Annotated in this window: 14 protein-coding genes; 5 read left to right on the top strand and 9 right to left on the bottom strand. The window is 53.1% G+C overall.

Annotation, left to right across the window (positions count from 1 at the left end; all coding sequences use genetic code 11):
- Positions 1-172: 172 nt before the first annotated feature.
- Positions 173-1,114, top strand: a complete 942-nt coding sequence (locus tag AACY98_RS01260; protein ID WP_126979785.1) for a bifunctional enoyl-CoA hydratase/phosphate acetyltransferase — start codon at positions 173-175, stop codon at positions 1,112-1,114.
- Between the two features lie 41 nt (positions 1,115-1,155).
- Positions 1,156-2,358 carry an acetate/propionate family kinase gene (locus AACY98_RS01255; protein ID WP_339800552.1) on the top strand — a complete coding sequence of 401 codons (1,203 nt, stop codon included), beginning with the start codon at positions 1,156-1,158 and terminating at the stop codon, positions 2,356-2,358.
- A gap of 166 nt (positions 2,359-2,524) precedes the next feature.
- On the opposite strand, the gene AACY98_RS01250 is transcribed toward AACY98_RS01255, so the two are convergent.
- Positions 2,525-2,743 carry a hypothetical protein gene (locus AACY98_RS01250; RefSeq protein ID WP_339800549.1) on the bottom strand — a complete coding sequence of 73 codons (219 nt, stop codon included), beginning with the start codon at positions 2,741-2,743 and terminating at the stop codon, positions 2,525-2,527.
- 88 nt (positions 2,744-2,831) lie between these two features.
- Positions 2,832-3,425, bottom strand: a complete 594-nt coding sequence (gene orn, locus AACY98_RS01245; protein ID WP_339800546.1) for an oligoribonuclease — start codon at positions 3,423-3,425, stop codon at positions 2,832-2,834.
- Between the two features lie 55 nt (positions 3,426-3,480).
- On the opposite strand from orn, the gene AACY98_RS01240 reads away from it, so the two are divergent.
- From AACY98_RS01240 to AACY98_RS01230, 3 genes are read left to right on the top strand one after another with little or no spacing between them, the layout of a single operon-like run.
- Complete coding sequence (locus AACY98_RS01240) at positions 3,481-4,767, top strand: M48 family metallopeptidase (protein WP_339800543.1); 1,287 nt, start codon at positions 3,481-3,483, stop codon at positions 4,765-4,767.
- Positions 4,768-4,788: 21 nt separating this feature from the next.
- Positions 4,789-5,685, top strand: a complete 897-nt coding sequence (gene rsgA, locus AACY98_RS01235) for a ribosome small subunit-dependent GTPase A (protein ID WP_339800541.1) — start codon at positions 4,789-4,791, stop codon at positions 5,683-5,685.
- Between the two features lie 49 nt (positions 5,686-5,734).
- Positions 5,735-6,367 carry a LysE family translocator gene (locus tag AACY98_RS01230; protein WP_126979791.1) on the top strand — a complete coding sequence of 211 codons (633 nt, stop codon included), beginning with the start codon at positions 5,735-5,737 and terminating at the stop codon, positions 6,365-6,367.
- 153 nt (positions 6,368-6,520) lie between these two features.
- Here the strand turns inward: AACY98_RS01230 and AACY98_RS01225 are convergent, their stop codons facing one another.
- From AACY98_RS01225 to bamC, 7 genes are all read right to left on the bottom strand, one after another.
- Complete coding sequence (locus tag AACY98_RS01225) at positions 6,521-7,687, bottom strand: metallophosphoesterase (RefSeq protein ID WP_339800537.1); 1,167 nt, start codon at positions 7,685-7,687, stop codon at positions 6,521-6,523.
- A 117-nt stretch (positions 7,688-7,804) separates the two neighbouring features.
- Positions 7,805-8,539, bottom strand: a complete 735-nt coding sequence (locus tag AACY98_RS01220) for a CoA pyrophosphatase (RefSeq protein WP_339800534.1) — start codon at positions 8,537-8,539, stop codon at positions 7,805-7,807.
- Positions 8,517-8,954, bottom strand: a complete 438-nt coding sequence (locus AACY98_RS01215; protein WP_339800531.1) for a hypothetical protein — start codon at positions 8,952-8,954, stop codon at positions 8,517-8,519. Before AACY98_RS01215 ends, AACY98_RS01220 begins: the two co-directional genes overlap by 23 nt.
- Positions 8,954-9,364, bottom strand: coding sequence for a hypothetical protein (locus AACY98_RS01210; RefSeq protein ID WP_339800528.1), 411 nt, complete (start codon positions 9,362-9,364; stop codon positions 8,954-8,956). The genes AACY98_RS01215 and AACY98_RS01210 overlap by 1 nt, the downstream gene beginning before the upstream one ends.
- Positions 9,365-9,556: 192 nt before the next feature.
- On the bottom strand, positions 9,557-10,111 hold the full coding sequence (locus AACY98_RS01205; protein ID WP_339800526.1) for an NADPH-dependent FMN reductase: 555 nt from the start codon (positions 10,109-10,111) through the stop codon (positions 9,557-9,559).
- A 196-nt stretch (positions 10,112-10,307) separates the two neighbouring features.
- Positions 10,308-11,081 carry an MBL fold metallo-hydrolase gene (locus tag AACY98_RS01200; RefSeq protein ID WP_339800523.1) on the bottom strand — a complete coding sequence of 258 codons (774 nt, stop codon included), beginning with the start codon at positions 11,079-11,081 and terminating at the stop codon, positions 10,308-10,310.
- 78 nt (positions 11,082-11,159) lie between these two features.
- On the bottom strand, positions 11,160-12,290 hold the full coding sequence (gene bamC / locus AACY98_RS01195; protein ID WP_126979796.1) for an outer membrane protein assembly factor BamC: 1,131 nt from the start codon (positions 12,288-12,290) through the stop codon (positions 11,160-11,162).
- Between the last annotated feature and the right edge of the window lie 15 nt (positions 12,291-12,305).

Genomic DNA, 12,305 nt, shown 5'->3' with positions numbered 1-12,305 from the left:
TTGATATATAGCGGTAAATATGGTACCCTGTGCAGTGCACCAGATGCATTTTTTTGCATTGCACTAATTTGCATCCATGTACCAACGGATCTGCCTACCCAAACAGCGACGTGGTTCTTGGTGACAGCTATAAAGATCATACTTCTTTTTCCTCTCACAGAGGTAACGCCAAATGACAAAAAATCACTATCAAGAACTTCTACAGCTTTGTAAAAACATCCCACCGGTACCGACAGCCGTTGTACACCCCTGCGAATCCAGTGCGCTGCAAGGAGCACTTGAAGCAGCAGAACTCGGCCTGATTGATCCGATTCTGGTTGGCCCGGAACAAAAAATCAAATCCGTGGCGCAGGAAGCCGGACTGGATCTGGGCAACTACCGGATTGAATCTGTCGAACACAGCCATGCAGCAGCCAAACGCGGTGTTGAACTGGTTCGTGAAGGACGCGCCGCCATGATGATGAAAGGCAGCCTGCACAGCGATGAACTGCTCTCCGCAGTAGCCTCCTCCAGTACCGGGTTGCGCACGGCACGCCGTTTAAGCCATGTGTTTGCAATGAACGTGCCCAGCTACCACAAGCCCCTGTTCATTACCGATGCTGCGGTCAACATCGCCCCCAACCTGGACGAAAAAGCCGATATCTGCCGCAATGCCATTGACCTGCTGAAAGTGCTGGGCATTGATCGCCCCAAACTGGCTTTGCTGTCTGCGGTGGAAACCGTCACCGCCAAGCTGCCCTCCACCCTGGAAGCTGCTGCGCTGGTGGTCATGTCGCACCGTGGTCAGATTGAAGGCGGTATTCTGGATGGCCCGCTGGCATTTGACAACGCCATCAACGCCGAGGCCGCACGCATCAAAGGTATTGTGTCCGAGGTTGCCGGAGATCCTGATGTGCTGGTGGTGCCGGATCTGGAATCTGGTAACATGGTCGCCAAACAGCTGATATACCTGGCAGGTGCACAAGCAGCAGGCATAGTTTTGGGGGCTCGCGTACCCATTGTACTGACCAGCCGCTCAGACCCCGCGCCCGCCCGTATCTCCAGTTGTGTACTGTGTGTACTGCTGGCAGATGCGCAGCAAAAACAGGCTGCCAGCGCACTTGTCAAAAACTGATTCGGGCGTTTACCGGATCTTTTGCATCAGGAGATTTTGGCGTGGAACAAAGCCATGATAAATTGATTATGACCGTCAACGCCGGGTCTTCCAGCATCAAGATCGGTCTGTTTAAAGGTCACCCGGGCCAGGACGTGCCGGTTCTATTTGCCGGCGCCAAATTTGACGGCATTGGTACCCTGCCACGCATGAAAGTCACCCGGGCTGACGGCTCTTTGGCAACTGAAAAGCAGTTTGACCCCAAGGAAGCACATGACCAGATCACCGCGTTCAAGCTGATCTTCCCGGCGCTGCTGTCCGAACTCCACGGGCAGGAGCCGGCACTGATCGCGCACCGCATCGTGCATGGTGGCGAGCACTATACCGAACCGGTATTGATGAACCAGCACCACCTGCAGGAACTCAAAAAAGTAATTCCGCTGGCCCCCCTGCACGAGCCTTTCAACCTGGCCCCGATTGAGCAGATACTCAACAGCAATCCGACATTGCCGCAAGTGGCCTGCTTTGATACCGCATTCCATGCCAACCGCAGCGAACTGAGCATGCTGACCGGCCTGCCTTACAGCTACTATGAGCAGGGCATACGCCGCTACGGTTTTCATGGTTTGTCATTTGAATACATCAGCCACCAGTTGCACCACGTTGCGCCTTCCATCGCCAACGGCAAAATCATTATCGCCCATCTGGGCTCCGGTGTTGGACTGTGCTCCATTGAAAACGGAAAATGCGTTGAAGTCACCACCAGCTTTACCGCGCTGGACGGCGTCCCGATGGGCAGCCGCACCGGAACGCTCGACCCGGGCGTCATGCTGTACCTGGTCGGGCAGGGCAAAACCTACGACGAGCTGGAAAACATCCTTTACCGCCAGTCGGGGCTGCTCGGCATTTCCGGGGTCAGCAACGATATGCGTACACTGCGCTCCAGCGGCGACAAACGGGCGCAACTGGCTATTGATTATTTTGCCTACCACATTGCCCAACAGATCGGTCGTCTGGCGGTTACCGTTGGCGGACTGGATGGCCTGGTTTTCACAGCGGGCATTGGTGAAAAAGACGCCAAATTACGCAGCCAGGTGGTCCGTTACCTTGAGCCGATTTTCAAACTGGAACTCGATGAGCAGGCCAATGAGGGCAATGCTTTTCAGATATCTTCCGGCGAAAGTCAGGCACCGGTACTCGTCATCCCGACAGATGAAGAAAGCATGCTCGCCAAACATGCATGGAAAATCTATAACAAGCTGTAAACGCCTGCATTTTTCTGTGTGAGTTTGTTGAAAAGCCCGGTCAGCTACTCTGCTCGGGCTTTTTTATCGGCACGTATAACTCAGCCAGCAGGAAAACCAGAACCCCAGAAATACAAAAACGCCAGGTCGTTCCCTGGCGTTTTATTCGAATGGCAAAATAGTCTGATCAGTTCTCAGCGCCAGCCACCGCGTCTGTTTTCTGGTTATTTTGCTGTGCTTGCCTGGCTTGCTTTTTCAAACGGTCTTCTTCCATCAGTGCGTTGTACAAATCCACCGTCGGCACACAGTTACATGCCCTGGACTTATCCGGCAATACACGCCAAAACAGGTAAGTCACCACAAAAAAGATCAGCAAAGGCCATAAAGACAACAGATGTTGCAGCATACAGGCAACCTTTCAGCAAAAACCGCAGATGGTTTTAATATATTACCTTACATTGCCACTGTTTGCAGCACCAGAAAAGTGCCGCTGGTCAGGGTAACAGAAAATGTTCGCGGTAATACTTCAGCTCGTCAATCGACTCCTGCACGTCGGCCAGCGCAGTATGTGCCTGGCGTTTTTTAAAGTTCTTATACACCTCAGGCTTCCAGCGCCGGGCCAGTTCTTTCAGCGTGCTGACATCCAGATTGCGGTAGTGCAGGTAATCTTCCAGTTTCGGCGTGTACTTCACCAGAAAACGCCGGTCCTGCCCGATCGTGTTACCGCACAGGGGGGAGGCTTTCTCCGGCACATATTGCTTCACAAAAGCCAGCGTCTGCTGCTCTGCCTCTTCTTCAGTCACCGTGGATGCTTTCACACGCTCAATCAAACCGCTCTTGCCATGCGTTGACTGGTTCCATGCGTCCATCGCATTGAGCACTTCATCGCTTTGGTGAATCGCAAAAACCGGCCCTTGCACGCAGATAGATAAATCCGCATTGGTTACAATAACAGCCATTTCGATTATGCGGTCACGCTCTGGGTTCAATCCGGTCATTTCCAGGTCCATCCAGACCAGATTCAAGTCGTTTTTTACCAGTTGCACGGCTGGTGTTTCAATTTGTGCATTGCTAATTTCGTCATTCATCCCCATATTGTCCCTGATCCGTACTTTTTCTGGTTATTTCTCTTAAACTGCCACTATGACTCTCAGTATTTTTACCTCTTCGCCGTCATCCACGCTGTTTTTCGGGCTGTTCATTGTCTTAACACTTGCCACCCTGGCCATCAAATGCTGGCTGTCGTGGCGGCAAATCCGCAGTGTCAAACAGCACCGGGCCCATGTGCCGGTCGATTTTACCGGTCACGTCACCCTCTCCAGCCACCAGCGTGCGGCTGATTATACGGTTGCACAACAGCGGTTCGGCATGCTGGAGTCAGCATGGAGCACATTGCTGCTGCTGGGTTGGACCGTGTTTGGCGGTTTGAACCTGCTGAACCACATTGTGCAGCCCCTGACAGGAAGCGGGCTGTGGTACGGCATTGTGCTGATCCTGGCATTTTTCCTGATCAATGGCATACTCGGCCTGCCCTGGAGTCTGTGGAGCACTTTCCGGCTGGAACACCGGTTTGGCTTCAATAATATGACTGCCGGTTTATGGGTCAGAGATTTGATTCTGTCCACCGTCATCGGGCTGGTTCTCGGTGTGCCGATCCTGGCCCTGATCTTATGGCTGATGGGTGCCGCCGGCTCACTGTGGTGGCTGTGGGCCTGGCTGGCATTTGCCGCCTGGCAGATGCTGCTGATGGTGCTGTTTCCTGTTGTGATTGCGCCGCTGTTCAACAAATTCAAACCGCTGGAAGATGACACGCTGTTACAGCGTGCCACCAACCTGATGCAACGCTGCGGCTTTCAGGCTAAGGGCTTTTTTGTGATGGATGGCTCCAAACGCAGTGCGCATTCCAACGCGTACTTTACCGGCATGGGCAAATCCAAACGGGTGGTGTTTTATGACACACTGCTGACCAAACTGACCCCGGATCAGATGGAAGCCGTGCTGGCGCATGAACTGGGGCACTTTCATTACAAGCACATTACCAAACGCATCGTGATGATCATGGTGCTGAGCCTGCTGGCTTTTGCCGTTCTGGGCTGGCTGTCACAACAGGTCTGGTTTTATACGGCCCTGGGTGTGCAAATGAACACACAGGCCCCGAACAGCGCACTGGCATTGCTGTTGTTCATGCTGGCCGGCCCTGTGTTCACCTTTTTCATTTCCCCTATTGCTGCACAGTTTTCACGTAAAGACGAATTCCAGGCCGATGCCTACGCCTGCCAGCAGGCCAATGGGGAAGATCTGCGCTCGGCCCTGTTGCGGCTGTATGAGGACAATGCCTCTACCCTAACACCCGACCGGCTGTTTGCCAGGTTCTACTATTCACATCCGCCGGCAGTTGAAAGGCTGGCGCATCTGAACGCACAGACATGAACAACCTGATGTCATCACCACATGAATAAGCAGCTTGCCGCGGGCCTGATTACCAGTGCGTTTGGCCGCCATTATCAACTGGAAATTGAAGACGGCAAACGGTTGCTGGCGCATCCGCGCGGCAAAAAAAGTGAAGCAGTGGTCGGAGACAAGGTTCTGTGGCAGCTCAGCCAGGATGAGGCGGTGATCGAAAAAATCCTGCCCCGGCACAACCTGATGTACCGGCAGGATGAAGTCCGCACCAAAGCATTTGCCGCCAATCTGGACCAGGTCCTGATCATGATTGCAGCAGAACCTGAGTTTTCAGAAAGCCAACTGAGCCGCTCGCTGATTGCCGCCGAGGCAGAGCACATTGATGTCCTGATTGTGCTGAATAAAGCCGACCTCACCGCCCCTTTTGAAAAAGCACTGCAACGCCTGCAGCCCTATCTCAAAATAGGCTACACCATCATCACCACATCGTTGCAGCATGCACAGCCGACCGAATCCATCATGACGCACCTGAACGGGAAAACGACACTGATACTAGGCCCCTCGGGCGCTGGCAAAAGCACACTGATCAATGCATTGATCCCCGATGCACAGGCGCAAACCGGGGAGCTCTCCAAAGCGCTGAAATCAGGCAAGCACACCACCACCACCTCACAATGGTACTGGCTGCCGGATCATCAGGGCGCCGTCATTGACTCTCCGGGGTTTCAGGAATTCGGCCTGCACCACATTGACTCAGGGCATCTGGCTTCACTGATGCCGGATTTGCGCGAGCACGTTACAGAATGCCGGTTTTATAATTGCACCCATCTGCATGAGCCGGGTTGCGGCATCATCAAAGCGGTAGAAAATAACAGCATTTCAGAAGCGCGCTATAAAATCTACTGCGACGTGATGCAGGATCTGCTCAGCGCCTCCAGGTATTAAACCGTTTTCTGATTTTCGATACACCCATTTTTATAAATTCATCCAAACTATGCTCAGCACGCTGATTCTCTACAGCATCACATGGTTCGCCGTCTCCGTTATGCCCGGCCCCAGCATGATGCTGATGCTGGCCAATGGCCTGACCAAAAACAAACGGCTGGTGATTATGGGCATGCTGGGTGCAAACCTGTCCAGCATCACCATCATCAGTGCCGTCGCCGTCGGACTGGGGGCACTGTTGCAGGCCTCAGAAGCCCTGTTTTCCCTGATCAAATGGATTGGTGTGGCTTACCTGCTGTGGCTGGCCTGGCAAATGTGGCATGCTGAGCCCAAAGCCATTGAAACAACCGCACCGCGGGAAACCCCTTTCACCAAAGCTTACACACCACTGCAGGCCTTCAGGCGGTGTTTGCTGGTCGGCATTACCAACCCCAAGGGCATTCTGTTTTTTACGGCCTTTTTACCGCAGTTTATTCACATCAGCCAGCCACAGATTCCGCAATATGCCGCACTGGCTGTCATTACGGTTGTTATCGACAGCGCCTGCATGGTCTGTTACGCTGCTGGTGGCATGCAAGCCGCCAAACTGCTCACAGGCACCAACCTGAAGCGGCTTAACCGCTGCTCAGCGATTATCATGACCTGCATGGCCGGTGGACTGGCGCTGTACCGTAAATCATGACGTATCATGGACGGCAGATGGTTTCAAGCCCGTTGGCGATGAACGAGGTGTTGTTGTTCCCTGTACGAGAGCAAAACAGAAGCAGCTCATTGAATGTGGTGCCATACATTGCCCGTGCCACGCAAGTGGCACAACTGCCATCAGCTTGAAAGCTCAGTTAAACCGCAAACGGACAATCAGCACATCCGGCCGTGCCGTATTGCGCATTGGTGGCCCCCAGGTGCCGGCCCCGGCCGAAACCAGATAATGTGTTTCTGACCGTGTGGAATAACCATACGGGTTTTCAAACACCCTGGCCACAATCAGGTTGGCTGGCCATATCTGCCCGTTATGCGTATGCCCGGAAAGCTGCAATGCTGTGCCAGCTCTTTCAGCTTCATCCAGATGCTGCGGCTGGTGATCCAGCACAATCAGCGGCAATTGTCTGTGCGCGGACGGTACCGCTTCCAAAACCTCGGCCAGAGGCGCTCTTTCCGTATGGGTAAAACGGGGTTTGGAATAATCATCCCGTCCCACCAGCAACAACTGGTTCTCAAGCACGGCCCAGTCATCACGCAAGATACGAATACCCACCTGCTCAAGAATTTCCTGGCTCTCACTGGCCTGGCCTGAAATATATTCATGGTTACCTAAAATGCCCCAGACACCCAGCGGTGGCTGCACCAGCGCAATCGCATCACGCATGGCATCCAGATCCAGCAGAATATGGTCATCGAGCACATCCCCCAGAAAAAACACCGCATCCGGCTTGTGTGGGGCAATCAGACCCATCGCCCGCGACAGCCTGACCGCAGGCAGGGTACGCCCCAGGTGCAGGTCAGACAAAGCGGCAATGGTCAGCGTTTTGCCTTGCAACTCCGGTTGCTGCGTTGGCACTGTCACATCAAACTCGCGGACAACCGGATATGCCGCATTGATCCACCCCGCTGCACCCAACATGACAGTGAGAACCACAACAGCCATGCAAGCCAAATAACGTGGCCGCTGCCTGTGTTTTTGAGAAGAATTTTGAAAGTAATTTTGAGAAGAAGCGCGAAACAGGCGCCGTATGATGGCCACACCATCAACCACCAGCACCATCAAAAACACATAAATGAAGACGCCTATCCAGATCGCCCCGATCCGCAATAAAGTCATCGCCCATGGCGACGCACTTGAACTGAGATAGCCAAACGGAAAACATGCGGCAATGAACAGCAGCACCAGACAGGCAATCACCCGTACCCGGCCGCTGCCGCGCAAAGCGCGCCAGAACCACCAAATAATCCAGGAGTTGATACAACAGTAAACAAGCGCGACATAGAAAAAAAACAGCGGCATGGTATCAGATATAAAGTGTAGTTCTGTGAATTGTCTGCCAGGAAATCATGCGTGCTCCCGCCTGAGGCCAGGCGGTTTACCACATCACCATATTACATCATGGGCCTAAATACCCGATTATTTATCTGCCCGCAAAAACCAGTACAGATTACGCAGCATGGCCGCTGTCGCTCCCCAGATGAAATAACGCCGGTTGCCTTTCACATAATCCATGGAAAGCCAGCGCCTGGTCACGGGTGTACCATCGGGCCTGGCCAGCACAGTTTCATGCCAGCGATGGTTGGCCGGTGTCATCAGGAACGATAGCGGCACTGTAAACGCTTCTGCCACTTCATCTTTTTGCAGTGTCAAAGGCGCATTTTCAGGCACCATTCCCACCACAGGCGTCACCTCATAAGCGGTCCCCGTCAGGTATTGCGGCAATGCGCCCAGCACATCGACCTGTGCCGGTGCAATGCCAACCTCCTCCCAGGTTTCACGCAATGCGGCAGTCACAGCACTATCATCCTGCGGATCCAGGCGTCCGCCGGGAAAACTGATCTGCCCGGCATGATCCTTCAGATGCATGCTGCGCTGTGTCAGCAAAACAGACAACTCCGGCCTGCCTTCAAAAGTGGATGCAATCGGAATCAGCACGGCTGCTGAACGCAAAGGTTTTTGCAGATAAAAAGGCTCCAGGTCCTGCACATCGTGGTGCCAATGTTGCGGTGGATAGAGAAACCGATCACGCAGATAATGCTCGCTCAACTGAGACGCATTCAACGCAGGCAGGTCGGTATCTACCTTGACAACAGGCACTTCCATAGGGTTTCGAATCAGGTATTTGGATTTAGCGGATTCGCTGGTTGTCATAATATTTTTGAATATCCAGTACCATTCCACGTCCGCCATGTACTGTTAACAGTGAATCCATGTCATAAGACCACTGCGCCATGAATTCATCCTCTTTAGCCTGATAGTACATGCCTTTATAGATGCTGTTTTCAGGAGCCCACGAACACGCCTGCGCCCCGGGCAGAACATCAAGGCAGCGTACATTGTTGCTCCAGCCAGGTAGCTCAAGAGGGCAGCCTGCCTCCTGCTGGCAGGCTTCGTGTAACGGTTGCACAAAAGCTTCAAACGCTTTTTCGCTTTGACGCGATTTAAGATAGATATACCCCACACTCACTGCCGCCAGCACAACAACAGCGGCGACAACCACCCCCGCAATAACACCCCAAAAGCCACGTTGCGCTTGCCCAAAAGCAAAAGTATATTTTTGTACCATCACTGCGCCTCTTCCCGCAGCCGCAGCGTCTGTCCTCTTCCGCCCGTCACAATATATTCACCATCCGACACATAACGCCAGCGCACCACAAACTGGTCTGACGCAGCCTGATAAACCAGCGCACGATAAGCACTGTCTTGGGCTGGTGAGGCACATGACTGAACGGCAGCCAAATCCGGTGTATGGGGACATTCAACACTCCTCCAGCCTTCAGGCATCAAAGGGCAGCCCGTTTCTGTCTGACAGGCCTGCTGGATCGGCTCCAGCGCATCCAGCAGGTTCTGCCTGACCCGGTATGAGGCATAATTCAGCGACGTATAAGCCAGTACGATGAAAAAAACGATCAGCGCCACAATGGATATCACACTGATGCCTTTTTGCTTACGTGAACTCAAACACTTCTTATCCATTGGATGACTCTTTTACAACTGATAGTGAAGAATGATACACAATGTCATTTTCACATACTGTCCCTTGCAAATAAACCTTACGCCATCAGGTATGCCATCCCCATCAACCCAGACGGTTCTGCCGGATACTCTGCTACATAAACAAAAAGGCGCATCAGCGCCTTTTTGTGATTGCCATACGCTGCCAGTGTGTTACGCGTTGATTTTTTTTACCCATGCAACATAGGCATCCACCCAGCTTTGCAGGAACTTCTTCGTCCCCTCATTAATGATGTTGCCCTGTGCATCAATCATTTCTTCTCTGAATTGCAAAAACACTTCGGGCTGTGTCAGCGTAGGCATCGCCAGAAAAGTCAGCACATTGCGCAAATGCTGTTGTGCCAGTGCGCTGCCAATGGCCCCCGGGCTGGTGCCCAAAACACCTGCCGGCTTGCCTTGCCATGCACTCTGCCCATAGGGGCGTGACCCTTGGTCCAGCGCATTTTTTAACACACCTGGAATAGAGCGGTTGTATTCAGGCGTTACAAAAATAACGCCTTGCGAGGCTGCAATCGCCTGCTTAAATTTCAACACCGGTTCCGGTGTTGCACTGTCGAAATCCTGGTTATACAAAGGCAGGTTGCCAATTTCAACAAACTCGGCCTGAAACTCTTTGGGCAACAGCTTGGTCAGTGCAACAGCCACCTGACGGTTCATGGATTCTTTACGCAAACTTCCAACAACTACTGCAATTTTATAAGTACTCATATTCGACTCCCTGTTTAAGAGCAATCATACAAACATCTTTCGGCCAAGGCCTGTAACTTCCATGCCATTATGCCCTGCGCATGGACGCCATGATGAATGTACGTTTAATTAAAAGCCATTCAGACCGCTTCAGATTGTTTTGTTGACCTCTATTGTTCAATCTGTTGAATGGTGCTTGGTTAACTTACTGCACTGCCTAGTGTATATCAATCCAGGGGGTTCCGCTGTCTGCATCGGCTATGCAAACCTGCTCTGGCGCACACCCAAGCAAAGGGGCAAACAGCTGCGTCACATATTCCGGCTGGTTATTCTGCTGGCTTAAATGGGCCGCGACAACCTGTTGCAAAGCACTGTGCCTGATTTCTCTCAGAATATCAGCGGCCACCTGGTTCGACAGGTGCCCCAGCGCCCCGGATACCCGCCTTTTCAGCCATACCGGATAGCTTGACCGGGCCAACAGCTCGGGCTCGTGGTTGGACTCCAGAAACAGTGCATGGCAATTGTAAATATTGCGGATGACGTAATCCGTTGGCTGCCCCAGATCGGTCAGTACGCCCAGACGGCTGCGGTGGTCTTCCACCCTCAACTGCAATGGTTCACGCGCATCATGGGGTACGGTAAAAGGCGTCAAACGCAGATGGCCTATTTCAAAAGAGCGCCCATCGTGAGCAAACTGCACGCCTGATGCAGCAGACTCCAGACTCATCGCAGTGCCTTCGCTCATCCACAAAGGAATACCCCAGCGCTGCGTGAACTTGAAGGCACAGCCCAAATGGTCTGAATGCTCATGTGTGATAAACACTGCCGACAGGTCTGCCGGCTGCAATCCGGCGGCCGCCAGCCGCATCACCAGTTCTTTCTGGGTAAAACCGCAGTCGACCAGAATGCGTGTCACCGCCCCCTGCACAGAAGCGCTTTCAATCACCAGCGCATTACCCGTACTGCCGCTGCCAAGGCTCTTAAACCGCATACAACTTTCCGGCTCTGTGATTAACTGCTAAAAAAATAGGGATGGAAACCACCCCCATTTTTATGGAACAAGAACAACTCAGTTCAGATCTTTTGCCAGTGCATTGGTAATGCGCGTGGCAATCTGCTGGCTGACCGGCTGGCCTTTCTCGTCAAAGACCTGAATCACCGTTGCATTAGGCGTATCGCTCGCAGCAGTCAGCTTGATCTGGTAGGTCTGGGAGCTGGGCTGATTGCCGCTACCGCCAAACCAGCCACTGAACAGCCCCTTCTCACTGGCACGGGTATCAGCCACCGGGTCTACATAACGTACCTGGTACATCCCGGTAGAACGGTCACGATTCACCACGGTAAAGCTCAGGCGGTCCAGCGAAATACCGACCCAGCGCCAGGCATCGTCCATCCCTTCGTCCAGACGCACTGCAGGCTGCCCATTCACTTCAATGATATGTGCACGCGCCGGCATGGATTGCACCTGTGCTACCGCTTGCTGGGACTGCTCTTCGGAAACGCCCAGACGCACCATCAGGCGGCGCAGCATTTCAGCTTCCAGCTCCGGGTCCACCGCTCTGGGCTGCCACATGGTGGTGGTTTTATCGTTGCTGCTATAAACCTCTTCCACACCGCGGTGTGTAATATAAATCTCGGTTCCGGCCGGCGTCACCTCCAGACGGGTTCTGTACATATCACGCTCGCCCGTAGAGTAAAGGCTGTCGAAAATACTGCCCAGTGTTCTGCGGACAAAATCCTGAGGAATCTTGGCACGGTTTTCGGCCCAGTCGGTCTCCATAATGCCGAGTTTGGGCTCATCCACCCTTAAAACAAAGCCCAGATCCTGCCAGAAAGCCTCAACCGTTGACCATAACTGCTCCGGTGTGCGCTCCACCAGCAGCCAGCGCCGGTTGCCGTCACGCTTCATCGTCACGTCGCCCACACTGTTACCTATGATCGAGGAGTTATTGGCGTTTTGGGCTGCCTGCTGCGCTGTCTGCAGTTCATTTGCCGATATCGCCCCCTGAACCGTATAGTTCTGATTGTTTTCCAGTTTGGTCAGGTCTGGTGGCACTTCCAGCGTAGGCCGCAATGTTGCGCTGTGATAATCAATCTTATCGGTCGTCAGTAAAGAATTGGCCGTTTCACACCCTGTGATTCCCACAGAAGCAACCAGAACCGCCAGTAATGATCCTACACGCAATGAAACCTTCTTCATAAATGAGGCAACTTT

This window comes from Saezia sanguinis (assembly GCF_963921665.1).
GTDB lineage: Bacteria > Pseudomonadota > Gammaproteobacteria > Burkholderiales > Burkholderiaceae_C > Saezia > Saezia sanguinis.
Note: the sequence above shows the minus strand (reverse complement) of the source record. Positions and strands in the feature narration are given on the sequence as shown.

What these genes read in the sequence shown, in the direction of transcription:
- AACY98_RS01260 (WP_126979785.1), top strand. Translation starts at nt 173, where the DNA reads ATGACAAAAAATCACTATCAAGAACTTCTACAGCTTTGTAAAAACATC.
- AACY98_RS01250 (WP_339800549.1), bottom strand. Translation starts at nt 2,743, where the DNA reads ATGCTGCAACATCTGTTGTCTTTATGGCCTTTGCTGATCTTTTTTGTG.
- orn (WP_339800546.1), bottom strand. Translation starts at nt 3,425, where the DNA reads ATGAATGACGAAATTAGCAATGCACAAATTGAAACACCAGCCGTGCAA.
- AACY98_RS01240 (WP_339800543.1), top strand. Translation starts at nt 3,481, where the DNA reads ATGACTCTCAGTATTTTTACCTCTTCGCCGTCATCCACGCTGTTTTTC.
- rsgA (WP_339800541.1), top strand. Translation starts at nt 4,789, where the DNA reads ATGAATAAGCAGCTTGCCGCGGGCCTGATTACCAGTGCGTTTGGCCGC.
- AACY98_RS01230 (WP_126979791.1), top strand. Translation starts at nt 5,735, where the DNA reads ATGCTCAGCACGCTGATTCTCTACAGCATCACATGGTTCGCCGTCTCC.
- AACY98_RS01225 (WP_339800537.1), bottom strand. Translation starts at nt 7,687, where the DNA reads ATGCCGCTGTTTTTTTTCTATGTCGCGCTTGTTTACTGTTGTATCAAC.
- AACY98_RS01220 (WP_339800534.1), bottom strand. Translation starts at nt 8,539, where the DNA reads ATGACAACCAGCGAATCCGCTAAATCCAAATACCTGATTCGAAACCCT.
- AACY98_RS01215 (WP_339800531.1), bottom strand. Translation starts at nt 8,954, where the DNA reads ATGGTACAAAAATATACTTTTGCTTTTGGGCAAGCGCAACGTGGCTTT.
- AACY98_RS01210 (WP_339800528.1), bottom strand. Translation starts at nt 9,364, where the DNA reads ATGGATAAGAAGTGTTTGAGTTCACGTAAGCAAAAAGGCATCAGTGTG.
- AACY98_RS01205 (WP_339800526.1), bottom strand. Translation starts at nt 10,111, where the DNA reads ATGAGTACTTATAAAATTGCAGTAGTTGTTGGAAGTTTGCGTAAAGAA.
- AACY98_RS01200 (WP_339800523.1), bottom strand. Translation starts at nt 11,081, where the DNA reads ATGCGGTTTAAGAGCCTTGGCAGCGGCAGTACGGGTAATGCGCTGGTG.
- bamC (WP_126979796.1), bottom strand. Translation starts at nt 12,290, where the DNA reads ATGAAGAAGGTTTCATTGCGTGTAGGATCATTACTGGCGGTTCTGGTT.